A 25696-nucleotide genomic window follows, 5' to 3' on the forward strand; every position below is an offset into this window, starting at 1 on the left:
AGGCAAGTTAAATTCATGGAAACAGCGACATTTCTTGTTCAAGCTAATAATAACAACCAACAGACAATAGCCTGTTCAATTACTGATCAATTATTGAAAAATTTGCCTGTTTCTGTTATTTTTTGTTATAAAAAAGGTATTGATAATAATCTATTAATAGATTCTCTTAAGGAAGTTCTCAGTAATTTTCCTCTGTTTGCCGGAACATTGATTAATATTAATCAAATCCTACATATCGATTGCAATAATCAAGGTGTCCATTTTTCAATAACCAAAGAAAATGGGACTCTAGACCAAATTATTAAGGAACTACCCACTATCCAAAAGAAAAGACTTATCAATACAATTAATCCCAAAAAAGTAATATCAGATCAAAGTCCAATACTAACTATTAAGCTTACTAATTTTGCTTGTGGCGGGATGATCTTAGGGGTTTGTTGGCATCATTCTATTGGAGATATGCACACATTTATGTACTTGATGAAAGCTTGGTCTAATACCCTTAACAAAAAAGAATATGTTTTACCTTTAATTGTTAAAGAAAGAGATAACTATCTTCAAGAAAACTTAGAAAAGAATAGCAATATAATGCCTGGGGTTAGGTATTTGAATACAAGAGAATTATTTAAACTTTTCTCTTATTTCTTATTATCTGCTAGAAATAAATTAAGTTTACAATTTTATTTTTCTCAGAATGAGCTAAACAATATGAAGAAAGAATTTTTAGAACGAAATCAAAAGAAGCTATCAGTGAACGATGTTTTATGTTCTCATGTATTTAGTATTATTTCTGACTTAGATTCCTATAATACAAAAAGGACTTTAGCAATTCTTGTTGATTATAGAGTTAGAACAAATTTGCCACAAAATCTTTTAGGAAACTTTATTTCTAGTATAAAGATTTTAACTGATCAAAATATTAATTGTTTTCAATTAGCCACAGAGTTAAGAGAATCAGTTGATAATTTTCAAGAGCGGCACATGGATATATTCTCAACACAAGAATATATTGAAAAAAACGGTGGAATCAAAAAAATAGATAAATTTTTAAAGACAAGTATTGACCCCATCAACAGAACTTTATTGATTAGCAATTGGACAAAATTAGGTGTGTATGATATCATATTTGAAAACTCCAAGCCCTTCTACTTCACCCCTTTTGGCGATTATCCTTTTCCTTGGTTATCCAGTGTTTGTGAAGGGTTTTCAAATGATGGCCTTCTCTATTCTGTTATTTTACCGAGCAAATTAGCGAAAAAACTAATGCAGGAGAATAATATTCAGAGAATACACAAATATCGGGATCAAAGTGAGGTCATGCCAACATTAGTCGAACAATTAGAATGGTTATTCTAGGAAAGCACATTTTAGCTCAAATATGGCTGATATAATTATCTTATCCTTTCAAAAAGTCAGGAGAATTTTAAAACTCTAAGGTATCAATTTAAAAGGTAGAAGTAAAATCTCAATTTAGGATCAATAGAAGTATAAAATTATGCCCAACTTAGAAACCTTCAAACGAAAAATTGACACCGCAGCAGATCTTCAGTCAGTGGTTAAGACAATGAAAGCTTTAGCTGCGGTGAGTATTCGTCAGTATCAAAAGGCGGTTATTTCTTTAGAAAGTTATGACAAAACCCTAGAAATGGGCTTACAAATTCTCTTAAAAGTTGCTCCTGAAGTTTTATTAGGTAATGGTAATTTAGTAACCCAAAAACAACAGTTAGCTGTAGTTGTATTTGGATCAGATCAGGGAATGTGTGGTCAATTTAATGAAAAAATTGCTAACTATACTTTAGAAACCCTCGAAAAACAAGGAATAATGATTAGTAATTGTACTTTATTAACCATTGGCTTAAGGTTAAGCGATCGCTTAGAAAATTTAGGTTATCCTAGTGAAAGAATGTTAACCGTTCCCAGTTCTATTGAAGGTATTACCACCACGATTCAAGAAACTGTATTAATTCTCGAACAATGGCGACAAGAACGCCATATTAATCAGATTTTAGTTTTCAATAATGACTTTATTTCTGGCTCTAATTATTATCCTCGTGATCTTCAAATTTTCCCCTTAAATATTAATCGACTCAATGCCTTAAAACAACAACCATGGCCTTCTCATTGTTTACCCACTTTTACTATGTCACCGGAAAGCTTAGCTTCTGCTTTATTTAAACAACATTTCTTTGTCTCATTATATCGCGCTTCTGCTGAATCTTTAGCTAGTGAAAATGCCAGTCGTTTAGCTTTGATGCAAGTGGCAGAAAAAAATATAAAAGACAGATTATTAGAATTACAAAAAGAATTTCAACACCATCGTCAAAGTGATATTACGGAGGAAATGTTAGATATTATTTCTGGTTTTGAAGCATTGAATAAATCCACAAAATAAAACAAACAAACAGATGAATATTTAATGTATTAGGAAAGCAAAAATATGCTAAATTCAGAGAACAATAATTACCAGGAAAATCAAGGGACGATAATTTCCATTCGTGGGACAGTTTTGGATATTTATTTTCCTCACAAACTCCCAGATCCTCATCACCTATTAACCACAGGAGACAATGACAAAATCACGATTGAAGTCATGACATATTTGAATAAAGAAACTGTCCGAGGACTGGCTTTAAAACCCACTCAAGGACTAGCTAGAGGTGACATTGTTAAAGATACAGGACACACCTTACAAGTGCCTGTAGGTAAAGAATTACTAGGTCGAATGTTAAATGTATTTGGGGAAACAATTGATCGTCAAAAACCGATTAAAAATCCTACCTTAAAATCAATTCATTCCCCGCCTATTCCCCTAGGAGAAAGAGCAACTACTACCGACATATTTCAAACTGGAATTAAAATAATTGACCTCTTATCTCCCCTAGAAAAAGGTGCTAAAGCTGGCTTATTGGGGGGTGCAGGAGTCGGTAAAACTGTGCTAATTAGTGAGTTAATTCATAATATGGTAAGTCGCTATCAAGGAGTTAGTATTTTTTGTGGAATAGGAGAGCGATCGCGGGAAGGTGAAGAACTTTATCGAGAGATGAAAGAAGCGGGAGTTCTTAACAATATGGTAATGGTATTTGGACAGATGAATGAACCCCCAGGAGTACGCTTTCGGGTAGGTCATGCAGCCTTAACTATTGCTGAATATTTCCGCGATCAAGCCCATCAAGATGTCTTATTAATGATAGATAATATCTTTAGGTTTATTCAAGCAGGATCGGAAGTTTCAGGGTTAATGGGAAACCTCCCTTCACGGGTAGGATATCAACCTACTTTAGCAACAGAATTAGCCGAATTAGAAGAAAGAATTTGTAATACTCATTATAACTCAATTACCTCTGTTCAAGCGGTTTATGTACCTGCTGATGACTTTACTGATCCTGCTGCGGTTCATACTTTTTCTCATCTTTCGGCTTCCATTGTTTTATCTCGAAAACGAGTTAGTGAAGGGCTATATCCTGCCGTTGATCCCTTACAATCAGGATCGAAAATATTAACCCCCCAAGTTGTCGGTGATCGCCATTATAAAATTGCTCAAACTGTGCGTCAAACTTTAGCAAATTATGAAGATATTAAAGATATTATTGCTATGTTAGGATTAGCCGAATTAGCCCAAAGTGAACAAAATATTGTCTATCGTGCCAGAAGATTAGAACGATTTTTAACTCAGCCATTTTTTACCACAGAACAATTTACAGGTATTCCAGGAAAAGCCGTATCTTTAGAGGAAACTCTTGAAGGATGTGAACGTATTTTGAATGATGAATTTAGTAAATATCCCGAAAAATCTTTATATATGATTGGAAATATTCAAGAAGTCCATCAGAAGGAATAAGTAATGAACCTAAAAGTTTTAATTCCCACCGAAGTATTTATCGATACTACAGTGACAAAAATTGTCGCTGAAGCTGAGAATGGCTCATTTTGCTTATTACCCCATCACATTGATTTTGTAGCCGCTTTAGTTCCTGGAATTCTTTGTTATACCTTAGAATCTAATCAAGAAATTTTTCTCGCTATTAATGAAGGTATTTTAGTTAAATGTGGGGATGATGTTTTCGTTTCTACCCTGCAAGCGGTTGCAGATAAAGACTTAGAAACTCTTAAACAAACTGTTGAGACAAAATTTAGAGTTTTGGATGAACGAGAAAGACTAATGAGATCAGCCTTAGCTCAATTTGAAGCGACAATTATCCGTCGTTTTCAAGAGATTGCCATTTAAGATTAATTATCATGAAAAAACCCGGTAAATGACCGGGCTGCACTAGCTTGTGTATACACTTTGGCGAATAGAATCACTATCTAACTAAGAGAAATTATTTCTCAAGGTTTATTGAATTAAGCTACAAGTCAAAGGACAAGCAGCATAGACGGAAGTGTGAGAATGAATTGCTTCGCCGTGCAGCCATCTCAACCAAGTAACATCTTGGGGATGAATGCCTTTAACCGTTAGGAGTGCAGCACCTAACACAATCGCTAATAAATTAATACCAATCAGAGAACCTGCGACTAACAAAACCGCACTCACGGGTAAAACTGATTGTAAAACAACTGATGCTAAAGCCCCAACTGTTGCCATCAAGACAATCAAGGGAAATCCAACTACTAATAAACAAACCGTCAAAGTAAAGCTCCATACTAAAAAGCTTTTTACTAAGGTCACAGAATAGAGCTTTTCAAATCCAGACTTTTGTGCGAATTCCATATTTTCCTCCAGAGCAAACCAGTAACTTTATCTAGAAACTCAGATAACGTTGTGTCAACCAGTATAGATAATCTTCCTGAGAAAATGAGCATTTCGCAATAAAAATTTACATTCAGTTGCTACTTTCTATGTTAAAGATTGCAAAATGTTACAGATGGGTCGAACCAACACGGAGCTATCAGGGATCAAGCCTCTCGATAGAGATTTTAATGTAATCTTTTGTAATAGTTAGGGTTTCCTAACATTTAGCTAATTCCCTCAACTATCAATGTCGATGTTTTCCCCATTAACTTAACCGAAAATGTTAACGTTTCTTAACATTAAAATATTCTTTTCTCATAAATGAGCAAAAAATCCCTATTCCTTTAAGTTTTCTGGTCTGTTTTGGGAATGCTAATTAAAAAGGCAATATCCCAAAAGCACTATGACTCACCCCTCCTTACCCCCCCTTCCTGTTCCTCCCCTACCTGCTACCGATTTTGACTTAGACTCTGACATGATGACTGAGAGTCCTGGGGATGCCACCCAGTTTATGGCCCCTCCCATGGAAACTCCTTCACCCAAAGGTGCGATCAAACCTCCGATCGCGCCCCCCCCCTTACCGAAAGCTCCTGCCAAAAGCTTTGGCCGTTCCCCTGATCAACCGCCCCTCGTGGAATTAATTCGCCTGGCCTTTGATGAGGGTTACTCAGACGTTCACTTAGGGGTAGGAGAAAAACCGCGAATGCGGGAGCGCGGGGAAATGATAGTTTTAGACTATCCAGAGATTGACGACAACACCTTTATGAGTTGGTTGCGGGAAATTCTCCAAGAGGATGAGATTCAACGCTTTAAAAAAGAACTGGAATTTGATGGGGCAACTCAGTATGATTTCGCCCGTGTTCGGATTAACATCTTTGATAGTTTGCGGGGGCCAGCCATGGTGTTGCGTCTCATTCCCCTCAAAATTCTCACCATGGAACAGTTGCGCTTACCGATGATCTTTCAAAATATATCGGATTCTCACAAAGGATTAATTCTCGTGACGGGGCCCACAGGTTCCGGTAAATCTACTACCATGGCCGCCATGGTGGACTATATTAACAAAGAGCATCCTAAACATATCATCACCATTGAAGATCCCGTTGAATTCGTTCACCAAAGCCGTCGCTCTTTGATTAAACAGAGGGAAGTGGGAATGCACACCCACAAGTTTGATAATGCCCTTAAAGCCGCCTTACGGGAAGATCCAGACATTATCCTGGTGGGGGAAATGCGGGACAAAGAAACGGTCAATACTGCTCTTAAAGCTGCTCAAACTGGTCACTTAGTCATGGGAACCCTCCACACCAACAGTGCAGTTAAAACCCTAGAACGGGTTTTGAGTTTGTATGGTGCCGATGAACGGGAGGCCATGCGGGTGGCTATGGCCGAATCTTTGGTAGCGATTATTTCTCAAGGGTTATGTCGTACCACCGACGGCAAACGGGCCGCCTATCATGACATTATGATTAATACAGAAACCGTCAAAGACTACATCATTCAAGGGAAAAGTGACGAAATCCTCGAATTAATGAAGGATGGGGAATATGATGGCATGATTACTACTAACCAGGCTCTCTTTAATCTTTATCAAGAAGGGCGTATTACAGAGGAAACCGCCCTCGAATTATCCCCCACCCCCAACGAAATTGCTATGATGTTACGGGGTCGAATCTAGAAAAACCCTAAAGAAACAAGGATGAGGAAGGCCAAGTCAGTTATGTTTAAAGCGACTCTTCCTTCATCCGAAGTTTAATTCCTCTGATTGACATCCTCACGCGCCGTAAAACGGCGGTGATTCCTAAACCTCACAATTTAGGCTTCTGGGTTTCAAACCCAATTTTCTGATGACGAATGTAAGCGGGATTCCCAAAGTCTTACCAGAATTGTTTAAAGGCATCGCTCTGTTTACCCCAGGCGGTGATCTGGTTTATTGTCTCGATAGTAGCAAGCAAATTCATTGGCATTCTCAGTTATGCTTGGTTTTGCAAGAATTATTAAAGTTGCCGGAGCCGCCTCACTTTCTCGTACCAGGCTATACCGCAACGGTTGATCGTTGGTTTTGTACCAGGGAAAAGACGGTCAAGACAGTGGCTGAACTTTATCCCGCAGTTCGTCGCTATCAGCCCTTATTAAATGTGTTGTTTAACACACCTGATGTCCTTTGGCAAACAGCCAATTGGCAGGAAGAGGCTTGTAATCCGATTATGATAGAAACCTATCGTTCTCGGTTTCCCCAACTCTGGGAAAGTCATGATCTCCTAGTTCGGTTAGATGAGCGGTGGGAACAAGAAATCAAAAGTCAATTTACAACCATTGAACCCCATCAAAAAACAGGGACTGAGGAGCATCAAGGATACATTTTACGCCTGTTTGTTTCTGGCAATAATGCCTCAACCAAACATATCTTAAAAGTCCTTCACCAGTTGCTAGAAACCGATCTTCAACACCCTTATACTCTGAAAGTTGTTGATATTTGTAAACATCCAGAACTAGCTGAAAATAATCAAATTTCAGCAACCCCAACCCTAGTCAGAGTCTGGCCAAAACCAGTCAAGCGCATTGTTGGGGAGTTAAATGATTTAACGAGGGTTTTACCAATTATTACCAGCAATTAATTTATGAATTTAACCGTTTTAGCTGCTTTTTTATACGGAATTATTCTACTGGTTGGTGGTATCATTGGTTATGCCAAGGCTAAGAGCAAACCCTCTCTTATTTCCGGTGTGGTGACAGGTTTACTGTTAATTAGTTCTGCCATAATTCAATTACAAAAAATTGCCTGGGGACTGACCTTGGGACAAATCACAACTATTTTGCTAATAGTCGTCTTTGTCATCAGACTATTGAAAACCCGTAAATTCATGCCAGCAGGATTGATGTTAATCCTGAGTGTAGCAATTTTTGCGATCCTGGTCAGTCCTACGTGACATACTCCCAACGCTGACCTGAGTACAGGTACAGCGTGGGCTTCTTAAAGCCCGATAAGGGTATTTAAGATTTCCTTCGTGGTACTATCAGACATAGTTCCGACTATATCTATCTTTTCACTACGGCGTTTTATACTGGGGAAAATGCCCAACCCCAGTCTTTTCAAATTAATCGCGGCGTTTATATCACGATCAACCATCAAAGATAGTTCCTCATCCCAATAATCTCGGATACTGCAATCAGTAAAAATAACCTCATTGCGATAGCAAAGAATCATAGATGAGTAAGCAGGTTTTTGTGGAATGACAACTGCTCCAGCTTTTGCAGCTATGTAGTCCAATGTCTTAAAAAAATTACCAAAAGCAGCATCTAGCCACGACTTATTTAGTCCTGATTTAGCTGACTGACCATTAGGAAGAAACTTTCCGGTTTCATCTTGTTTACCTTTATTTCGTTTAGTTAAACCTTTGAGATTTAAGTCTTCATGAAAAAAAACTTTTTTTCCACTTCTCACAAGTTTATGGGCAGTTTTGTCTTGAAAATCTTGCCGCGAACGGGCAATTTTTTGATGCTGTTTAGCTTCTCGTGAAGCTAGTTTACGGCGACAACGAGAACCATGTTTACGCGCATTTCTTTTCTTAGAGATGCGGTCAAGTTTATCCTGATTTTTGCGTAATGGTTTTAAAGACGGAAGTTTTTCTCCCTCTGATGTAGCTAGATAAACATCTTCATGCAAAACTGCATCAAGTCCTATGGAATTTTCCCAGGTTGGGATAATTTTATCTGGGGTAAATTCAGGTATGTTTACATCTTCTAATACCAGTTGGATATACCAGCCATCCGCTTTTTTTGTTAAACTGATTTGTTTAAGAATAAAGCCTTCAGGTACTTGTGCCGAGCGAAGTCGAGGTATTGCTCGGTGCATCCTCACTTTAACTACTCCCAACTTGGGTAGACGAATGTACAGCCAATTTTTACGAACTAATTTAATCCATTCATTTTTGGCTGTAGTAAATGTCATGGTCTTAAAACTTGATTCAGTTTTAAAACGAGGTTTACCTGACCTTTTACCTGTAGTATCGCCTTTGATAAAACGTCTCATAGCCTTATCAACACGCTTACATACATCTTGCAAAACTGTTGAATCAACTCGCCCAAAATCAAGTAATTCTCCTGACCATTTAATCAATGTCAAGTCTTTTTTTATTATGGGCAATTGAAGTTTTTGGCTGTAATAGTTAGGTAGTTCACGTAATTCAGGAAGACTTGTTACAAAAATTGGACAACTATTAGCCGCGTGTCGATTGTTTTCCCACCAAGAAAATCTTTCACCTAGCATCCGATTGTACCAATAACGACAAACCCGAAGCCAGGCGTTGAGTTCTAGCTTCTGTTCTGTTGTTGGTTGTAGTCGATACTGATAGGTAGTTTTCATCAGTGTTAGCATTTTCTGATATACTGAAATAATAACACAATTTTGTGGAATAAATCATATTTTATTGCTTAAGAGTGGAGGTGTTACTATCTCTATTCTTAAGCAATATATTGAAAAGCAAAATGTCCCAGAATAAGATCATTTGTCAATTTTCGGGGTATCGAACCCCTCAATTGACCCGCTCTCATCCCGACGCTCATCCGAGTACAGATAGAGCGCGGGGCTTCTCGCGGAGGAGCTAAAACTTAAGCTAAAGTTTCAGGACAATATCCTAAACCTCTGGTAAATTGTTGACGAAAGGCCTCAATATCATTACTATCGGGAGAGCCATGGGAAACAATCGCCACTTGATAACGACGCATCACATCGATAGGAGATTGTCCCGTTTCCAAACTCCAGAAGACCATTTGTAGGCGAATTTCTAACTCGTAAGGGATACCCAACTCATTCATAAACGCCTTAAAGTCACCATGTTGTTGAGGAGTCAACGGTTGTCTAAACTTTACCTTAATGATCCAGCCATTAATTTGATGGATCACTGTCATTGAACAAAGCAACGATTTATATTTCTGTTGTAGATATTCAATAACCCGTAGTGTCAAACTTGCATTCGCCAAAAAATAGATGTAGTCCATTGTTTTCCCCCTTTGTTCATCTTCCGAGCAATTCCTCTAGCTCTAGTGTGACAACAATTGCACCATTTGCATTAGGGAAATCCCCCCAACTTTTGAGCAGTAACCTGGGGGGAAATACCCAATTACTTTGAAATCCTGATGATTGCCCTGAGACAAGACTGTGATCTTAGGGTTGATTCTCAGGGTAATCTGGGAAACAATACTAAGTTATGTATCGGTTTTCTACCTTCTAACAGCATATAACAAGTTAAGGCCAATTGGGAAGACTTATGAATCAGGATTACTTATTATCCAGTTACGATTATCACTTACCACCAGAATTAATTGCCCAAACCCCCGTTACTCCTAGAGATAGTTCACGGTTACTGGTGGTTAATTCGGCCACAACTCATGTTCATAGTATCTTTCATGAGTTACCTCAATGGTTGTTACCTGGGGATTTATTAGTATTTAATAATACTCGTGTCATTCCCGCACGACTTTATGGCAAAACATCCACTGGGGCCCCTGTAGAAATCTTATTATTGGAAGAAAAAGCCCCCTTCTGTTGGTTGGCATTGGTGAAACCTGGAAAGCGGTTTAAAATAGGCAGTGAAATTTGGTTTGGGGAAGGTAAAGAAGATAAGTTAGAAGATGTTTTTTTGAAAGCAACTGTTTTAGAAAGGGATGAAGAAACGGGAGGCCGGTTATTAAAATTTGAGGTGTCTTCTGTGGATTTATTTTGGGAAAAAATAGAAAAAATTGGACAAATTCCCTTTCCTCCTTATGTAACTAAATCTGAGGCTAACCCTGATCAATATCAAACAGTTTATGCCCAAAAACCAGGGGCGGTTGCTGCACCGACGGCCGGGCTACATTTTACGGAAGAATTATTACAAAAATTGCAAGATAAAGGTATTGAAAAAGCTTACATTACTTTGCACGTTGGGGTGGGAACTTTTCGACCGGTAGAAGTAGAAGAAATCACCAAACATAGTATGCACCAAGAATGGATAGACGTACCAGAAATAACGGTTAAAAAGATTCAGGAAACCCAGGCTAAAGGTGGCCGTATTATTGCGGTAGGGACGACTGCTGTTAGGTCATTAGAAGGGGCGGCCAAGGTGGCAGAAATGCAAGGAAAACAGGGTTTAATTGCTTTTCGGGGTAAGACAGATATGTTTATTTATCCTGGTTATTCTTGGCGAGTTGTTGAGGGAATGATTACTAATTTTCATTTACCTAAATCCAGTTTGTTGATGTTAGTTAGTGCCTTAATTGGTAGGGAAAGATTGTTAGAATTATATCAAGAAGCAATTGAAGAAAAGTATCGTTTTTATTCCTTTGGGGATGGTATGTTAATTTTGCCTGATTGATTCACTATTTAGTAATATTTTACCTGTTTTACTGGTAATAATAATCTGGCGATCGCGTCCAAATAAAACTGATCCAATCTTCCCTTCAAAATCCAGGTATTTACGAATATAATCTTGAGTCCTTTGATCAATTGTTTCAGCGAGGGATTGATAAATTTTTTCTGTCCAATTAGTTCCTGTTTCTTGGTCTAATTTTCTCAATATTTGTAACCCATCTTCAGTAGTTTCACAGGTAAAAAGTTTTTGTAAAATTGGTGTTGATAATCCTATTTTTGCCCCATGAGCGACTAATATTTCTCGTCTTCCATCTGCTAAATGATGATGAGTATGAAATATTCCTCCTGCTAATTTAATTAATTTTCCATGATACCCAAATAGTAAAATAGATTGAACTTTTTCTAATCCTGCTGTTACTAATAATGGCCCTAACCAATTGGCTGTTTTAATTAATTGTTGAGAGTTGATGCCTGATTTTTGAGCTAAGTCTAAACCGTTTTCTCCTAAACAAAAGACTAAGGTGTTAAATTGTTTGGCTTTTTCTTTTAATTGTTGTTTATAAACTTCTAATTGACTGGGTGCGCTTAAAGGTTGAGAAATGCCATTTGTCCCTAATAATGATAGTCCTTCTACTACTCCAAATGCTTCATTTGAAGTCCTTTTTGCTAGTTTTCGTCCTTCCGGTAAAATAATAGTTACTTGAATACTTTCTTCTGGGTTAAGATGTTGTTTTAAATTATAAAACAATAATTTTTTAGCATAGGAATAAATTGCATCTTTTTGATCATTATTAATTTGTTTGCCAATTCCTTCACCCCCTTTAATAATAATTTGCTCATCAGTTTGACTGTTTTTTACTATTTCAACAATCGCCCAAATTGGGGTATTTCTCGTTAAATCTAAGTTGTCCCCTGGCTCACTAATGGTAATTCCTAATGCAGTATTTTCGTTAATTTTAGCTACTTGTTGAATGGGAATATTTGCCATTTCTGGTGGTTCAATTAACTCTAAAGAAACTGTCTGATTGCTTTTAATATTATGGAGGTGATTTAAAGCAGCGATCGCAGCAGCACAAGCAAATACAGGTAAAGTATAACCTGAGCGGGGTTGAGGATTATTCATCATTATCATTTAAGTAAAAAACATCAATTTATTTCAGTTTTAATCGGCAAAATTAAAGCAATATTTCCCCTATATTTTTTGATGTAATTGTCTTTGTTTTTCTCTTTGTTTAGCTAATTTTTCAGGATTTAAACTAGCAAAACAATGGGGACAAGATACTCCTTCTTCATATTCAGATGATAATTTATCTTCCTCAGAAATCGGATAACCACAACCAAGACACATCTCATAACTTCCCCCTTCTAATTGATGTTTAATGGCTACCCTTTCATCAAAAACAAAACATTCTCCCTCCCATAAACTTTCTGCTGGTGGAACTTCTTCTAAATACTTTAAAATTCCTCCTTTCAGATGATATACTTCCGTGAATCCTTCTTTTAATAAAAATGAGGTTGCTTTTTCACAACGAATTCCACCAGTACAAAACATAGCGATTTTTTTATGTTTTTTCGGATCTAAATTTTGTCGTACATAATCAGGAAATTCTCGAAAAGAATGGGTTTGAGGATTAATTGCGCCCTGAAAACTGCCAATGTCTACCTCATAAATATTACGAGTATCAATAACAATAGTTTCATTATCACTAATTAGCTGATTCCACTCTTTGGCATTTACATAAATTCCCACCTGTTGACTAGGATCAATTTCTGGCATTCCCAAGGTAACAATTTCCTGTTTTAAACGCACTTTTATCCGTTCAAAAGGAAGCTGTTGAGCAGAAGAATATTTAACCTCTAAGTCAGCAAAACGGAGATCATTGCACAAATAGTTAATAACTGCTTCAATGTCATCAGATGTTCCGGCAATCGTCCCGTTAATGCCTTCCTGGGATAACAGAATTGTGCCTTTAATCTGATGATTTTGGCAATATGCTAGTAAAGAAGCCTGTTTTTGGGCAAAGTCGGGTAAAGAGACGAACTTGTAAAAAGTGGCGACAGTGTAGGACATAGGAAAAATTTTAGAAAAATTCTTGCTTATTTCAGATGACTCTGTGTATAATGGTAAGAGTGAGTAAATTTCTGGGGGTTTAGCTCAGTTGGTAGAGCGCCTGCTTTGCAAGCAGGATGTCAGCGGTTCAAGTCCGCTAACCTCCATAACTAATCCTAATTTATCTTGACAAAAAAAGGTATGAGGCGCAAGCAGTCCTAAATGGACGCGCCCCCCTTATACCCTTAGCTTAAATTATCCCTCGTCGTCTTCTTCCTCTTCATCTTTAGGATAGACAAAGCTGTTAGATCGCCCTGTCGTGACAGACTTACCCAAAGATAGGGCTTTTTTTGCTTGTAAAGCTGCGGTGCGCTTCCAATGCGCTTTACGTTGATCACGTTTACTGCTAGAAGTTTTCTTCTTAGGAACTGCCATCGGACTAGATGCTCGATTATAGACAACCTTTCTATTGTAAGTCTTCTCTCTAAATTTTGGCTAATAAAATGGGAACGGTATCTATTCATCCACAGTCTGCTGAATTAGATAATAGCGTCACATCATCAACAATGGCGTTGGGGTATAAGAGGAGAAAACAGCCATTATGGAAAATTTTCGCGCTATCACGATGGGAATTGAGGAATATTGCCATTGGCAACCTTTAAAGGGGGCCGAGAATAACGCACAAGCCCTTTATTGTTATTTTTTCCAAGAAGCAAAGCTCCCCTCCCGTCAATTACTATTATTAACCGATACTTCCCCCTCTCCAGGAAAACGCTCAACCTATCCCAATCGAGAAAACATTCTACAATGGATTAATGATAGCCCCCTCAAAGTCAAACATTGTTGGTTCTTTTTTCAAGGATATGGCGTTAATTATCAAGGAGAAGACTATTTATTGCCGATTGATAGTAACCCCCAAACCATTCCCCAAACAGGCATTAAAATGCGATCGCTGTTTGAAAAATTAAAAGCCAGTAGTGAACAATTATTAGTGATCTTAGATCTACAAAATCCGTTTAAAGATGGCAAGTTAGGACAAATAACCCTGGAATTAGCCCAAGAAAAGGATATTTCTCTCATTTTTTCCTGTCGCTCCCATGTCTATCAAACCATCAGTGCAGAAAAAGGCATCTTTATGACGGCTTTAATTGAAGCCTTGCGTTACTATGGTCATCATCTCACCCTGACTAAGTTAGACGCTTATCTACAAGAACGCTTAAACCCTATTCATCGGGCTAATTTTCCCACTATTGCACTCCCCATCATTATTAGTCCCAGTTTAACCGCCAGTCGTCAACCTCTGTTACCCCAACCAAAACCCCAAGCAAAAAACCAGCCTCAACCCTTAACCGTTACATTACAACAAAATTTGAGCCAAACAAGCATTAATCAACCTATAACAACCCTAAACTTACCTATCTTACCGAAATTACCTGCTCAGACTCAGTTTAAGTTTTCCTTACCCAGACAACAGAGCAAGGGCAAGACAACCCAAGTAGATAATCCACAAATAGTAAGCTCCACCGTTAAAAAACAGGCAATTTTCACTAAAATCAAATTGTTTCATCAATGGTTATTATGGGGGGGCGGAATTCTCCTATTTATGGGTTTAATCTGGTTGATACAGGGAAAAATAAGACAACAGCTTGATTTGGCCTCTGAGGAGAAAACCGAGAAAAATCAACTTATTTTAGACTATGCCAAAATTCCCTTAAGTTTATATCAAGCCTCGCGCTTAAATGAGTCCATTCAATTTGCTCGTCAAATTAAGCCCAATACTCCTTTATATGGGGAAGCAAGACAGAATATTGCTCGTTGGAGTCAAGGAATTCTTGATATTGCTCAAGGAAGGGCGACTCAAGGAGATTTTATCGGAGCGATAGCTGCCGCGCAGTTAGTGCCGAATCAAGATCAAACCCTTTATTTATCAGCCCAACAGTCCATTAAACGTTGGCAAACCTTGAGTCAACAGCAAGAGGATAACCAAGTGTTAATTGAGGCAGCTTTGGCCTTAGTGAAGCCAAACCAAGCATCCTCTTATAATCGGGCAATTACAACCCTAGGATATCTAAAAATGGGGGAACCTGGCTATAATAAAGCGCAACAGTTGATTGAACAGTTGAGTCAACAAATTTATCAGTTGGCCCAAACTAGGGCAACCCAAGGACAATTAAACTTAGCCCTGAAAACGGCTCAGTTAGTTCCCCAGGATAGTCAGGTTTACAAAAAAGCACAACAGTCTATGAAGCAGTGGCAGCAGCAGTTGCCTCCTCGTTAAAGGTTTTATGTAAATTTTATATTCATTTAATGATTTTACAGACAAAAGTGTGTTACCTTCTATGAAACGCATTGAGTGAGAAAAGTGGCATTACTACAATTATGGTGCTTTTCGGTTAAAAAGTGGTGTTTTAGAGGAGGCTAATCAAACAAAGATTAATGAGATCGAGGAAATAACCTAATCATGATCTAGGTTTTTCTAATTTTTACAATCCGCTTTAAGATGATTCTTTTTTAGACCTAAAATTTATACCCTTTTATCCTTAGCAAATTGCTATGATTTGAGGGATATTTCTGTTGGATAATTTCTGGGATTTGAGCAATCTAAAAAGCAAAAATCTTAAGTAAACAAAGGAAAAATGTGACCAATAATACATCGCAGTTTAAATAATTCAGATATTTTAAGAAAGACGGATGTATTAAACCCAGTTAAGAATCATGAATTAGCCACTAATCAGGATTATTCGGAGTCCATTTATCTGATTAGTTAGGGAAGATAACCAGCATCATATTTAGTAACTTTCACTCACCAATATGAACTCTGAATCAATGAACAACATACCTCAATTTGATTGGTCTGTTAACCAACATTCTCAGTCTGAAGTGGTTATTAAAACAATAAAGTCTGTAGAGGAAACGCGCCAAGCTTTGCAACTTTTGCAGCAAAGAAGAGTGGTGATCTTGATTTTAGATCAGTTGAGTGTCGAACAAGCTCAGCGTGTGGTAGATTGGATGGCAGGTGGAACTTGTGCTATTGATGGCCAGACATTTTGGGTTAGTGAAAAGACCTTTATGTTTGTGCCTAACCAAGTGGCAATTAATTCTAAGCGTCCCTCACCTCCTTCAGTTTCACCTTGCTTAAAACTGGGGAATAAGAAAATAGAAACAAGACAAAGATAAACAGCCTAGAAGGCTGTGTTACTGTTAATATATCAATTGTCAATCTTATCTTTCTAAGGCTAATTGACGCTGATTATTACGAACTAATTGAGAAAATTCTTGCATAACTTGCTCATAGTCTTCTCCAGCGATCGCTCCCACATTATTATGATTGGCATTGGGGACTAAAAACAGCTTTTTAGGAACCGTTGCTGCTTTAAAAAGTCTTTCACTCATATAAGCGGGAACTGTGCGATCGCTAGTTCCATGAATTAAGAGTAAAGGAATCTGTAATAATCGTAATTTACTCAAAGAATCAAACCGTTGATGTAAAATTAAATCCGCTGGAAAAAGTTGATAAAATGACCCTAAATAATCCATCATATCCCTCATGGAAGTGAAGGTATTTTCTACAATAATTCCCGCCGCTTGAGGTTTACGCACCCCTAAATCAATGGCTACTGCACCCCCTAAAGAATGACCATAGAGAAAGATATTTTGGGGCTTAACTTTCCGTTGTTCAATTAAATAATCCCAGGCAACTTGAGCATCCCGATAAATTTCTGATTCTGTGGGAAAATCACCCTGACTGCGGCCATAACCCCGATAATCAATAATTAAAACAGAAAATCCCGCTTCTTGAAAGGATTTGATGGGGCCTAAGTTATAACTAATATTACCCCCATTACCATGCAAATATAATAAGACCTTTTGACTTGAAGAAGTGGCCCGAATCCACCAGCCATGAATTTTTTCCACTTTCCCTTGGGGGGTTAAGACTGATAACCAGACATCCTCATAATTTAATCCTAAATCAGTGGGGGTGGTTGTGATGGTAGAGATCGGTTTAAAAATGAGGCGATTTTGAGCAGCAACTAGGGCCAAACAGGCGCAGATATAGGCGATCGCACCTATTCCTACACCACTTAGCAATCCTTTAAGTAAAAGATTGGTCATCATTGGGGCATTATCCTCAATCGGTTATCAATGATTATGGATCATTGTTGCTAATGTACCAAAAATATTAATTGTTTAGGGGCAATTCACGAATTGCCCTAGGGTGTACCTTGTACCTTGGGATTAAAACCATGGATTGACGGTGTTATTTTTCTTGATATTTCTCTTGGTTTGGCACTCGTCGGGGTTCTCAAATAAATTGCTAAAATGATGGAGGATGTTCTAGATTTAGATATATGAGTGATCCTGTAACTATTGAAGATATTTACCAATTATTTCGCACTTCTGCCGAAGAATATGATCGTCGTGCTGCTGAATCTAAAGCAGAATATGATCGTCGTGCTGCTGAATCTAAAGCAGAATATGATCGTCGTGCTGCTGAATCTAAGGCAGAATATGATCGCCATAGAGCAGAAATAGAAAGTATTTTGGCTCAATCTAAACTAGAAAGCGAGAATTATCGAGCGGAAACGCAACGTATGCTTGCTGAGTCTAAACTAGAAAGAGATCGCAGCATGGCAAAACTTGAGCGTACAGTAGAACGAACTAGCAAAGCAGTAGATAGTCTTACTACTCGATGGGGACGATTTGTGGAAGAATTAGTAGAACCTGCGGTTTTGCGGCTTTTTCAGGAAAAAGGCATTGATATTAAAGAAGTTTACCCTCGCGCTAGAGTTAAACGTCAAGGGATGGCAATGGAAATTGATATTCTTGCTGTCGATGAGACAGATCTCGTTTTAGTCGAATGTAAGTCTAGACTTTCTCAAGATGATGTAGATGAGTTTTTAGAAAAATTAACCCGTTTTAAAATTGCCTTTCCCCATTACAAAAATTATCAAGCTTACGGTGCAGTGGCAGGTATTGAAATTAACGAAGGAATAGATGGCTATGCTTATAAAAAAGGCTTATTTGTGATTAAACCTTCGGGTGATACTGTTACTATTATCAATGATGCAGATTTTCAACCTCAGACGTGGTAAATTATATTTATTGTTGCTATTATTAATCTAATTTAAACGAAAACTATCAATGTTTATAACGATTTGTTGCAAACATTGACAGTTTGTCTTATTTGTTGTACAGCTTCATCAAATCGTTCCCAATCTACTTTAATGAAGGTGTTTTATTATGCCAATCTGTTGATTTTTCATAGGCATAACCGACTTGAAATAGTTTCCCTTCCTCCAGCACATTGCCAATTAATTGTAAGCCAATGGGTAAACCTTGTTTGTCGAACCCGCAAGGAATACTCATTCCTGGTAAACCTGCTAAATTAACAGGAATGGTCATTAAATCAGATAAATACATACTTAAAGGATCAGAGGTTTTTTCTCCTGCTTTAAATGCTGTGGTGGGCGTTGTTGGACACACTAAAACATCTACCTTTTCAAAAGCAGCATCAAAATCATTCTTAATTAAGGTGCGAACTTTTTGTGCCTTGATATAATAAGCATCATAATACCCGGCCGATAAAGCATAAGTTCCTAACATGATACGCCGTTTAACTTCTGTTCCAAACCCTTTGGCGCGGGTTTTGGTGTACATCTCAATTAGGGTGTCTGCATCTTCTCTAATGCCGTATTTTACCGCATCATAACGGGCTAAATTGGCAGATGCTTCTGATGGCGCAATAATATAATAAGCGGGTAAACCGTAACGGAAACGGGGACAGGAAATCTTTTTAATTTTCGCCCCTAAACTCTTTAAGTGGGCGATCGCCTCATTAACGGCTTTTTCTACTACTGCATCTAAACCTTCCCCAAAGGTTTCGTCAATAACCCCTATGGTTAACCCTTTTAAGGAGGGTTTCAGGAATTGGGTATAGTCGGGAATAGGAACATTTAAGCTGGTAGAATCTTTCGCATCATAACCGGCGATCGCCCCTAATAAAATGGCTGCATCTTCTACATTACGGGCAAAGGGGCCGATTTGGTCTAAGGATGAAGCATAGGCTACCAACCCAAAACGAGACACTAACCCATAGGTGGGTTTTAGCCCCACTACGCCACATAAAGCGGCGGGTTGACGAATTGACCCCCCTGTATCAGATCCAAGGGCGACAACGCATTCTGAGGCAGCTACGGCAGCAGCAGAACCCCCAGATGAACCCCCAGGAACTCTGGATAAGTCCCAAGGGTTGGCGGTGACTTGATAACCGGAGTTTTCGGTGGAACTCCCCATAGCAAACTCGTCTAAGTTGGTTTTGCCTACCATTACGGCTCCTGCGTCTTTTAATTTTTGGGTGACGGTAGACTCATAGGGAGGGACAAAATTTTCTAATATTCGAGAGCCACAGGTTGTGGTGATGCCTGTGGTACACATATTATCTTTAATACCGATGGGAATGCCTGCTAATAGCCCAATTTCTTCTTTAGCAGCGATTTTTTTATCGACTTGCTTGGCCATTTCTAGGGCATAATCTGCGGTAATCTGTAAGAAGCTTTTGACTTTGGGGTCTACTTTTTTGATGCGTTCTAACGCTTCTGTGGTAATTTCGACGGCAGAACGTTCTTTTTTGACTAATTGTTGATGCAGTTCGCGGATAGATGTCATAGTTTATCCTGATCAATAATGGAAGGCATGAGAAGTCTACTATACAAGCTCACCATCTAAAAATATTACCATTTTAGGTTTTTGGTAAAGGTGGGATTTGTTCGGCGGTTAATGTAACTACTGTCCCATCTTTGAGAATACTAATGGATTCTCCTAATCTTCTGTGTCTCTCAATTGCTTCTGCGATCGCTATTTTTACACCTGTGTCAATTTTTTGATGGATTTCTGTTAATTTTGATTCATTCATTGGGGTTAGCTGTAATTTGCTGATAGATTTCATGGTCATTAATAATCAGTTTTTGATTGATTCCCAATGCAGCAACTAATCGAGGATTATCCTCAGAATTATTATAAATAATCCAAGTATCACACAGGGGTAAATACAACTGAGTTAGGTTTATTCTTCCCCTTTCATAGCGACGACGAATGACTTCAACAGGAATATTATGTCCTCCACTTTCTACCCGTCTCGTAACTCTTTCTATGGCTAATTCCGGCGTTTGTAACCAGAAATAAATCAGGTTAATGGTATAGCCGCAAGCTTTACATTTTCTCAAAAAACGAGCAAAGTTTCGGGCTGCGAGAGTTGTTTCAAAAGCAAAATCTGCTCTTTCTTTAACTAGGGTATCTAAACGGCCTAACATCAATCTTCCTGCTTGAATAGCAACTGATTCAGGGTTAAAGGGGGATAAGCCAGCAGCAATTTCATCAGCATTGACATATTCAAAAATATCAAGGAAATAGGGTAATAATCTCCGCGCAACGGTGGTTTTCCCTGACCCATTCGCTCCACCAATTATATACACATTAGCCATCAGTTCATCCAATTGAGCCAACATCCTCTGTAGGGGCTTAATACCATTAAGCCCTTGATCGCCATTTTTGAGAACCCTAACTATAGCGCAATAGTTATTCTCCAGAACATTCATACCAAGCGATCGCCATTTTTGAGGACTGTAACTATAGCGCAATAGTTATTTTCCAGAACATTCATACCAAGCGATCGCCATTTTTGAGGACTGTAACTATAGCGCAATAGTTATTTTTTGAGACAAAACCCCTTGTAAAACTTGACTTGACATGATATTATATGGATAATGGAGAATCCGTGCGCCTATAGACCCCTTTGAAAAGAATTAAATGTCATCAGTTGAAACAGAGAGAATTAAAAGCTTTTTTGAACCACTAAAACGGCGATCGCATTCCTCAACGGTAGGGGCATAGCATTAGTAATCTTACTCTTAAAACCGTCAACTTATTATCGCCATGCCCCTACAAATTAATGGTGTACATAAACCTAATCATATTGTAGTACAAATATACTAAACAAAATTTCAAAATCGAAGAAAAGGGCAAGAGGGCAAAAGAGAAAAGGGTTAAAGACTTCTCCCGAATACGCATACTACCCGAAAACCGAAATCGTAGTTGCGGTTGTCGCGGCGGTTGACGTTGTTGCGGTAAGCGGAACGGCAGTAATTCGGAATGACGTTCCAGGAACCGCCCCGCAGCACGAAATAAGGGTTATTTTCCTCATTTTTACCCGAATATGACTTATTTTTATCATCAATATTTTCAATCCAGGCACTACCATCAGTAGGCGCACCATCATAATTATCATGCCAGTCATCAGCGCACCATTCCCAGACATTCCCATGCAGATCATACAAACCGAAAGCATTGGGGGGAAATTGACCTACAGGGGTTGTTTCTCCTCTATTTATACCCTTCGACTCATCAGCAAAGGTAGATTCGCCATTATAATTAGCTAAATCGGTTGTGATGGTTTCTCCGAAATGGAAGGGGGTTGTTGTTCCTGCACGACAAGCGTATTCCCACTCTGCTTCTGAAGGCAATCTATATTCTTGTCCTGTTAGCTTGGACAACCGCTTACAGAACTCTACAGAGTCATTCCAGCTTACTTGTTCGACAGGACGATCATCCCCTTTGAAAAAGGAGGGTTCCAAGCTTAAATCTATATCTATTTTGTCCAAAGCCGCAACTGCTTTCCATTGTTTTTGGGTGATAGGATATTTGCTCATGGAGAAAGCAGGAACTGTTACTTCATGTTGAGGCTTTTCTCTTCTAAAATATTCGACACCAAACTTTTTGACTAATCTCTCAATTTCAGCATCATCTGTTCCCATCATAAATGTCCCACTGGGAATAGAAACCATCTCTAATGCGGTGTCATTGTTTAACTTTTCAGTCAAGTATTCTGCTTGTTTAGTTTCGCGGTTTATTTCTTTCCCTTTATTATTAACTGTCACTACTTCAAACTCAAATTTTGAATCTGAGATTTTTAGTTCAGTCTTGCTACTGGGAAGGGGTTTTGATGACTCTAAATAAAATTGTACACCCTTACCTATAGTTACTATTCCTATTCCTGTACCTGCCCAACCTAGTCCTTTTAGTAACTGTCTCCGACTCATGATGATGGTTGGTAAATGAGGGAATGATATTTGTGGCAACCTGATGCTTGGTTTTCGATTACTTGATGGTTGATGTGATACTTTTGTTTTAACTTCCTCTACTGTTTCATTTTCTATCTGTTCTCCAATAATATTCGATGATTTACCAGATTTTAGATCATTACTAGATAAGTCTATTGGATCAGTATTTGTTCCTGATGGTGGTTGTTCTCTTAATTTATCTCTAATCCTATATAAAGATGCTAAAGCTACATCAGTATCAAACTTAACGAGACGATACCAAATCATTTCCGCTAACTTTAAATCTCCATTAACCTCCGCTTTTAAAGCATCTTCTCTAAGCAAAGAAAGATCGTCTCTATTCGGTTGAATATAATCAGGCAATAGAATTAAATGATACTTGGTTTCTGGTTCAACCGCAGCATAAGGAACCTGTGTTTTTTGCTGATATTGCCAACAAATGTCTTTAACTCTACTTCTCAAACGGTTACATAATCTTTCCAAAGTAGCACAGTTTCCCTCACCTTGTAACTGTAAAGACTCTAATAAAGCGTAGGTAAAAGCCCCATGATTTAAGGGTTTTATTTCATAAGATAATTGATTTGGTTGACAAGAAGAAATCTTAATAACTCCTTGCTCTTTGGCTAATTCAAGACTCGAACCTTTAGCAGAATCTCGACAAGCATCAATCAACATTATAATATTACCTGCGCCAGACTGACGGAGATAATGAGTAACATCACTAATAGGAATAGCAGTGCGTTCAATATACTCTGGATCTGAGTTACTATCAGACAATAAAAGATAGTCTTGACCTCGATATCGCCAACCATGACCACTAAAGAAAAACCAGAGATTATCTGAGAGATCTAAGGGTTTATTTTTGGGTTTAAATCGCTTTCCCAACCAATAAGAAAAATCAATATAAGTTGGTTTAGAATCAAAATCATTATTTGTACCAGGAATAGGAGGTGAATCATCTGTAAAGAGATAAATTTCATGAAAGTTTGCCCCTTGAAAAAAATCACTCATTTTCTTTGCATCATTAACCGCACATCCTAACGGTGGATTAAATTTATAATAATTGATACCAACACAAATCGCCCAATTTTTAGCCATTTTTCCGAGTAAATTTTAATTTAATTGCGCCTTTTGCTCCCGCTTCACCACCAGTTCCTAAGATGCCTATTTGTCCTTTTCCACTAATTTCAATGGAACATTCTAACTCTGATAATTGTATTCCTTCTGAAGCATTTTCCGCTTGAGTAAATGCGTCTTTGATCACTTCCAAAAACTCACCTACATTGCGTTTTAATTGACTAGCACTAATAAAACCATTACGATTATTATCTGATGAATCATCATAGTCAGCACCCCAGTCTGAGATAGCTTTACTATCATCAGTTTCCCGAATAATCCAAATTCCTTTTTCTTCTGACATAATTATTATTTCCTGATGGTTTTAACTTGAAATTAAAAGGTTACTAAGCAACTCTTGATATAGGGCAAATCTAAATCATTTGTAAATAGTAACATAGGCATCTTGCCTGTGACAAGGCGAAAGAGCTTAATAATATTAATATTAAGCTCCTATCCATATAAGCTATCTGTAGGATAAATTCATGAATTACCCTTACAAAAACTTAGGACTGCTATGATAAGATTAATAATGGTATATTGTTAGGATAAAAATTAAAGAATGCAGCTTGATTTTCGCAATGTTAATACGTTATGGTGTTCTATTTTAGTTGAAACTTTAGCCCAGTTAGGGTTAACTACTACTGTGGTTTGTCCTGGTTCTAGATCTACTCCTTTAACCGTTGCTTTTGCTAATCATCCTAACATTGAAACTATCCCTATTTTAGATGAGCGATCGGCTGCTTTTTTTGCTTTAGGAATGGCGAAACGTTCCCATCTTCCTGTAGCTTTAATTTGTACTTCTGGGACTGCTGGAGCGAACTTTTATCCGGCTATTATTGAAGCAAAAGAAAGTAAAGTTCCCTTATTAGTATTAACCGCAGATCGTCCCCCAGAATTACGAAATTGTCACGCTGGACAAACCATTGATCAGGTTAAATTATACGGAAATTATTGTAATTGGTATACAGAATTATCTTTACCATCCACTGAGATCACAATGTTACGTTATCTCAGACAAATGATAGTAACTGCTTGGGATCATACCCTATTTCCTTATAAGGGAGTGGTGCATCTAAATTGTCCCTTTCGTGAACCTTTGGCTCCTATTATTCAACCAGAAATAGAGGAACAAGTTTCTAAGATTGATTTTAAAAATTTCTGGTCAAATATTGAATCAGGCAATCATAAACTTATTGGGGGTGATTATTTTCTAAGTGATTATTTAGGTAAGTGGTTATATATTCCTAAAGGAATTATTATTGCTGGTGTTTCTGATTCAGAAAATTGGTATCCCTATTGTAACAATATTAATTATATGTCTCAATTTTTAAACTATCCAATTTTAGCGGAAGCTTTATCACCTATCAGAAATTATAGGCCAAGAAAAAACAATATAATTAATACCTATGATTTGATTTTACGCAATCCTGAAATTGCAGAAACTTTAGTTCCTGATGTCATTATTCAAGTCGGAGAATTACCGACAAGCAAAGAATTAAGAACTTGGTTAACACAAATTAATCCTCAATATTGGATTATTGATGAGCGTCCTGATAGTCTCGATCCGATTCATCATAAAACCCATTATATTCGCGTTTCTGTGGAAAATATGGACTTAGAATGTTATGATGATTTTGATTATGATGCTAAAAGAGATTTATCCTATTTAAAACAATGGAAAGCCGCAAATAGTCAGGTTAATAAAGAAATTAATCAGACATTTAGTAAGATGAAAGAACTATCAGAAACTAAAGTTATGTGGTTAGTTTCTAAGGTTTTACCAGAAAAGACACCTGTTTTTATTGCTAATAGTATGTCTGTGCGGTATGCGGAATTTTTTTGGATGCCGAATGATCGTCAAATTATGCCTTATTTTAATCGTGGTGCGAATGGAATTGATGGCACTTTATCGACGGCTTTAGGCATTGCTTATAAGGCTAAAAGTAGTATTTTAATTACAGGAGATTTAGCCCTTTTACATGATACAAATGGCTTTTTAATCAGTCAGAAGTTTCAAGGACATTTAACAATTATCTTGATTAATAATAATGGGGGTGGCATCTTTGAGATGTTACCAATTTCCCAAGATAAATCCTTATTTGAAGATTATTTTGCAACCCCACAAAATATTGATTTTACTCAACTTTGCCAAACCTATAATATTGAACATATCTTGATCAAAAATTGGACACAATTCAAAAAAATATTAAATTCTTTACCCACTACAGGTATTCGTGTGTTAGAACTAAAAACAGAGAGAAAAAAAGATACTTTTTGGTTGAAAAATAATTTAGATCAGTTAGCAAAATTAAATGACTTCCTTGACTAAA

Annotated in this window: 23 protein-coding genes, 1 tRNA gene and 2 pseudogenes; 13 read left to right on the forward strand and 13 right to left on the reverse strand. The window is 37.6% G+C overall.

The window, feature by feature from the left end; genetic code table 11:
- Positions 1 to 15: 15 nt before the first annotated feature.
- The 4 genes from VB691_RS13300 (at position 16) to VB691_RS13315 (ending at position 4225) form a co-directional block, all read left to right on the forward strand.
- Entirely contained in the window at positions 16 to 1356 is a 1341-nt protein-coding gene (locus VB691_RS13300) for an acyltransferase (protein ID WP_323291986.1), read from the forward strand.
- A gap of 139 nt (positions 1357 to 1495) precedes the next feature.
- Entirely contained in the window at positions 1496 to 2392 is an 897-nt protein-coding gene (locus VB691_RS13305) for a F0F1 ATP synthase subunit gamma (RefSeq protein WP_323291987.1), read from the forward strand.
- A 45-nt stretch (positions 2393 to 2437) separates the two neighbouring features.
- The gene (atpD, locus tag VB691_RS13310; RefSeq protein ID WP_323291988.1) at positions 2438 to 3838 is read left to right on the forward strand and encodes a F0F1 ATP synthase subunit beta; all 1401 of its coding nucleotides are present in this window, start codon (positions 2438 to 2440) and stop codon (positions 3836 to 3838) included.
- 3 nt (positions 3839 to 3841) lie between these two features.
- Positions 3842 to 4225, forward strand: a complete 384-nt coding sequence (locus tag VB691_RS13315) for a F0F1 ATP synthase subunit epsilon (protein WP_323291989.1) — start codon at positions 3842 to 3844, stop codon at positions 4223 to 4225.
- 108 nt (positions 4226 to 4333) lie between these two features.
- Here VB691_RS13315 and VB691_RS13320 read toward each other — a convergent pair whose 3' ends face one another.
- A complete protein-coding gene (locus VB691_RS13320; protein WP_323291990.1) occupies positions 4334 to 4708 on the reverse strand; it encodes a hypothetical protein in 375 nt (124 codons plus the stop codon).
- A gap of 424 nt (positions 4709 to 5132) precedes the next feature.
- On the opposite strand from VB691_RS13320, the gene VB691_RS13325 reads away from it, so the two are divergent.
- The 3 genes from VB691_RS13325 (at position 5133) to VB691_RS13335 (ending at position 7659) form a co-directional block, all read left to right on the forward strand.
- Positions 5133 to 6407, forward strand: a complete 1275-nt coding sequence (locus tag VB691_RS13325; protein WP_323291991.1) for a type IV pilus twitching motility protein PilT — start codon at positions 5133 to 5135, stop codon at positions 6405 to 6407.
- Between the two features lie 169 nt (positions 6408 to 6576).
- Positions 6577 to 7347: a circadian clock KaiB family protein gene (locus VB691_RS13330; RefSeq protein ID WP_323291992.1), complete on the forward strand. Its 771-nt coding sequence runs from the start codon at positions 6577 to 6579 to the stop codon at positions 7345 to 7347.
- A 3-nt stretch (positions 7348 to 7350) separates the two neighbouring features.
- The gene (locus VB691_RS13335; protein ID WP_323291993.1) at positions 7351 to 7659 is read left to right on the forward strand and encodes a TMEM14 family protein; all 309 of its coding nucleotides are present in this window, start codon (positions 7351 to 7353) and stop codon (positions 7657 to 7659) included.
- A gap of 44 nt (positions 7660 to 7703) precedes the next feature.
- Here VB691_RS13335 and VB691_RS13340 read toward each other — a convergent pair whose 3' ends face one another.
- Complete coding sequence (locus VB691_RS13340; RefSeq protein ID WP_323291994.1) at positions 7704 to 9095, reverse strand: transposase; 1392 nt, start codon at positions 9093 to 9095, stop codon at positions 7704 to 7706.
- A 245-nt stretch (positions 9096 to 9340) separates the two neighbouring features.
- Positions 9341 to 9730 carry a hypothetical protein gene (locus tag VB691_RS13345; RefSeq protein ID WP_323291995.1) on the reverse strand — a complete coding sequence of 130 codons (390 nt, stop codon included), beginning with the start codon at positions 9728 to 9730 and terminating at the stop codon, positions 9341 to 9343.
- A 269-nt stretch (positions 9731 to 9999) separates the two neighbouring features.
- Here VB691_RS13345 and queA point away from each other — a divergent pair, with 269 nt between their 5' ends.
- Positions 10000 to 11085 carry a tRNA preQ1(34) S-adenosylmethionine ribosyltransferase-isomerase QueA gene (queA, locus tag VB691_RS13350; RefSeq protein ID WP_323291996.1) on the forward strand — a complete coding sequence of 362 codons (1086 nt, stop codon included), beginning with the start codon at positions 10000 to 10002 and terminating at the stop codon, positions 11083 to 11085.
- Here the strand turns inward: queA and cbiD are convergent.
- Entirely contained in the window at positions 11068 to 12204 is a 1137-nt protein-coding gene (cbiD, locus tag VB691_RS13355; protein WP_323292200.1) for a cobalt-precorrin-5B (C(1))-methyltransferase CbiD, read from the reverse strand. The genes queA and cbiD overlap by 18 nt on opposite strands.
- Before the next feature lie 69 nt (positions 12205 to 12273).
- Positions 12274 to 13152 carry a rhodanese-related sulfurtransferase gene (locus tag VB691_RS13360; RefSeq protein WP_323291997.1) on the reverse strand — a complete coding sequence of 293 codons (879 nt, stop codon included), beginning with the start codon at positions 13150 to 13152 and terminating at the stop codon, positions 12274 to 12276.
- A gap of 73 nt (positions 13153 to 13225) precedes the next feature.
- On the opposite strand from VB691_RS13360, the gene VB691_RS13365 reads away from it, so the two are divergent.
- A tRNA-Ala gene (locus tag VB691_RS13365) sits at positions 13226 to 13298 on the forward strand.
- A gap of 88 nt (positions 13299 to 13386) precedes the next feature.
- Here VB691_RS13365 and rpmF read toward each other — a convergent pair.
- On the reverse strand, positions 13387 to 13566 hold the full coding sequence (rpmF, locus tag VB691_RS13370; RefSeq protein WP_323291998.1) for a 50S ribosomal protein L32: 180 nt from the start codon (positions 13564 to 13566) through the stop codon (positions 13387 to 13389).
- 166 nt (positions 13567 to 13732) lie between these two features.
- Here rpmF and VB691_RS13375 point away from each other — a divergent pair, with 166 nt between their 5' ends.
- Entirely contained in the window at positions 13733 to 15409 is a 1677-nt protein-coding gene (locus VB691_RS13375) for a caspase family protein (protein WP_323291999.1), read from the forward strand.
- 548 nt (positions 15410 to 15957) lie between these two features.
- The gene (locus VB691_RS13380) at positions 15958 to 16308 is read left to right on the forward strand and encodes a cell division protein SepF (protein WP_323292000.1); all 351 of its coding nucleotides are present in this window, start codon (positions 15958 to 15960) and stop codon (positions 16306 to 16308) included.
- Between the two features lie 45 nt (positions 16309 to 16353).
- On the opposite strand, the gene VB691_RS13385 is transcribed toward VB691_RS13380, so the two are convergent.
- A complete protein-coding gene (locus VB691_RS13385; RefSeq protein ID WP_323292001.1) occupies positions 16354 to 17247 on the reverse strand; it encodes an alpha/beta hydrolase in 894 nt (297 codons plus the stop codon).
- Between the two features lie 233 nt (positions 17248 to 17480).
- Here VB691_RS13385 and VB691_RS13390 point away from each other — a divergent pair, with 233 nt between their 5' ends.
- The gene (locus tag VB691_RS13390; protein WP_323292002.1) at positions 17481 to 18224 is read left to right on the forward strand and encodes a DUF3782 domain-containing protein; all 744 of its coding nucleotides are present in this window, start codon (positions 17481 to 17483) and stop codon (positions 18222 to 18224) included.
- Between the two features lie 124 nt (positions 18225 to 18348).
- Here VB691_RS13390 and gatA read toward each other — a convergent pair whose 3' ends face one another.
- The 6 genes and pseudogenes from gatA to VB691_RS13420 all read right to left on the reverse strand — a co-directional run bounded on the left by gatA (position 18349) and on the right by VB691_RS13420 (position 23667).
- Entirely contained in the window at positions 18349 to 19797 is a 1449-nt protein-coding gene (gene gatA / locus VB691_RS13395; RefSeq protein WP_323292003.1) for an Asp-tRNA(Asn)/Glu-tRNA(Gln) amidotransferase subunit GatA, read from the reverse strand.
- Between the two features lie 73 nt (positions 19798 to 19870).
- Complete coding sequence (locus VB691_RS13400) at positions 19871 to 20044, reverse strand: hypothetical protein (RefSeq protein WP_323292004.1); 174 nt, start codon at positions 20042 to 20044, stop codon at positions 19871 to 19873.
- Positions 20037 to 20612: a zeta toxin family protein gene (locus tag VB691_RS13405; protein ID WP_323292201.1), complete on the reverse strand. Its 576-nt coding sequence runs from the start codon at positions 20610 to 20612 to the stop codon at positions 20037 to 20039. Before VB691_RS13405 ends, VB691_RS13400 begins: the two co-directional genes overlap by 8 nt.
- Positions 20613 to 21173: 561 nt before the next feature.
- Positions 21174 to 22271: pseudogene (locus VB691_RS13410) on the reverse strand (formylglycine-generating enzyme family protein); the annotation flags it as partial.
- Between the two features lie 384 nt (positions 22272 to 22655).
- Positions 22656 to 23345, reverse strand: a pseudogene (locus VB691_RS13415) (caspase family protein); the annotation flags it as partial.
- Complete coding sequence (locus tag VB691_RS13420; protein ID WP_323292005.1) at positions 23338 to 23667, reverse strand: hypothetical protein; 330 nt, start codon at positions 23665 to 23667, stop codon at positions 23338 to 23340. The gene VB691_RS13420 and the pseudogene VB691_RS13415, both read right to left, overlap by 8 nt.
- A 258-nt stretch (positions 23668 to 23925) precedes the next feature.
- Here VB691_RS13420 and menD point away from each other — a divergent pair, with 258 nt between their 5' ends.
- Positions 23926 to 25695 (forward strand): 2-succinyl-5-enolpyruvyl-6-hydroxy-3-cyclohexene-1-carboxylic-acid synthase, encoded by a 1770-nt coding sequence (gene menD / locus VB691_RS13425; RefSeq protein WP_323292006.1) that lies wholly within the window; start codon positions 23926 to 23928, stop codon positions 25693 to 25695.
- The last annotated feature ends 1 nt before the right edge of the window (position 25696 follow it).

The sequence above is a fragment of the Crocosphaera sp. XPORK-15E genome (assembly GCF_034931425.1).
Classification (GTDB): Bacteria; Cyanobacteriota; Cyanobacteriia; order Cyanobacteriales; family Microcystaceae; genus UHCC-0190.

Coding starts and splice junctions, on each gene's coding strand:
- gatA (WP_323292003.1), bottom strand. CDS start 19,797: ATGACATCTATCCGCGAACTGCATCAACAATTAGTCAAAAAAGAACGT.
- VB691_RS13325 (WP_323291991.1), top strand. CDS start 5,133: ATGACTCACCCCTCCTTACCCCCCCTTCCTGTTCCTCCCCTACCTGCT.
- VB691_RS13305 (WP_323291987.1), top strand. CDS start 1,496: ATGCCCAACTTAGAAACCTTCAAACGAAAAATTGACACCGCAGCAGAT.
- VB691_RS13405 (WP_323292201.1), bottom strand. CDS start 20,612: ATGGCTAATGTGTATATAATTGGTGGAGCGAATGGGTCAGGGAAAACC.
- VB691_RS13400 (WP_323292004.1), bottom strand. CDS start 20,044: ATGAATGAATCAAAATTAACAGAAATCCATCAAAAAATTGACACAGGT.
- atpD (WP_323291988.1), top strand. CDS start 2,438: ATGCTAAATTCAGAGAACAATAATTACCAGGAAAATCAAGGGACGATA.
- queA (WP_323291996.1), top strand. CDS start 10,000: ATGAATCAGGATTACTTATTATCCAGTTACGATTATCACTTACCACCA.
- VB691_RS13360 (WP_323291997.1), bottom strand. CDS start 13,152: ATGTCCTACACTGTCGCCACTTTTTACAAGTTCGTCTCTTTACCCGAC.
- VB691_RS13345 (WP_323291995.1), bottom strand. CDS start 9,730: ATGGACTACATCTATTTTTTGGCGAATGCAAGTTTGACACTACGGGTT.
- VB691_RS13375 (WP_323291999.1), top strand. CDS start 13,733: ATGGAAAATTTTCGCGCTATCACGATGGGAATTGAGGAATATTGCCAT.
- VB691_RS13385 (WP_323292001.1), bottom strand. CDS start 17,247: ATGATGACCAATCTTTTACTTAAAGGATTGCTAAGTGGTGTAGGAATA.
- VB691_RS13420 (WP_323292005.1), bottom strand. CDS start 23,667: ATGTCAGAAGAAAAAGGAATTTGGATTATTCGGGAAACTGATGATAGT.
- cbiD (WP_323292200.1), bottom strand. CDS start 12,204: ATGAATAATCCTCAACCCCGCTCAGGTTATACTTTACCTGTATTTGCT.
- VB691_RS13300 (WP_323291986.1), top strand. CDS start 16: ATGGAAACAGCGACATTTCTTGTTCAAGCTAATAATAACAACCAACAG.
- VB691_RS13320 (WP_323291990.1), bottom strand. CDS start 4,708: ATGGAATTCGCACAAAAGTCTGGATTTGAAAAGCTCTATTCTGTGACC.
- VB691_RS13380 (WP_323292000.1), top strand. CDS start 15,958: ATGAACAACATACCTCAATTTGATTGGTCTGTTAACCAACATTCTCAG.
- VB691_RS13390 (WP_323292002.1), top strand. CDS start 17,481: ATGAGTGATCCTGTAACTATTGAAGATATTTACCAATTATTTCGCACT.
- menD (WP_323292006.1), top strand. CDS start 23,926: ATGCAGCTTGATTTTCGCAATGTTAATACGTTATGGTGTTCTATTTTA.
- VB691_RS13330 (WP_323291992.1), top strand. CDS start 6,577: ATGACGAATGTAAGCGGGATTCCCAAAGTCTTACCAGAATTGTTTAAA.
- VB691_RS13315 (WP_323291989.1), top strand. CDS start 3,842: ATGAACCTAAAAGTTTTAATTCCCACCGAAGTATTTATCGATACTACA.
- rpmF (WP_323291998.1), bottom strand. CDS start 13,566: ATGGCAGTTCCTAAGAAGAAAACTTCTAGCAGTAAACGTGATCAACGT.
- VB691_RS13340 (WP_323291994.1), bottom strand. CDS start 9,095: ATGAAAACTACCTATCAGTATCGACTACAACCAACAACAGAACAGAAG.
- VB691_RS13335 (WP_323291993.1), top strand. CDS start 7,351: ATGAATTTAACCGTTTTAGCTGCTTTTTTATACGGAATTATTCTACTG.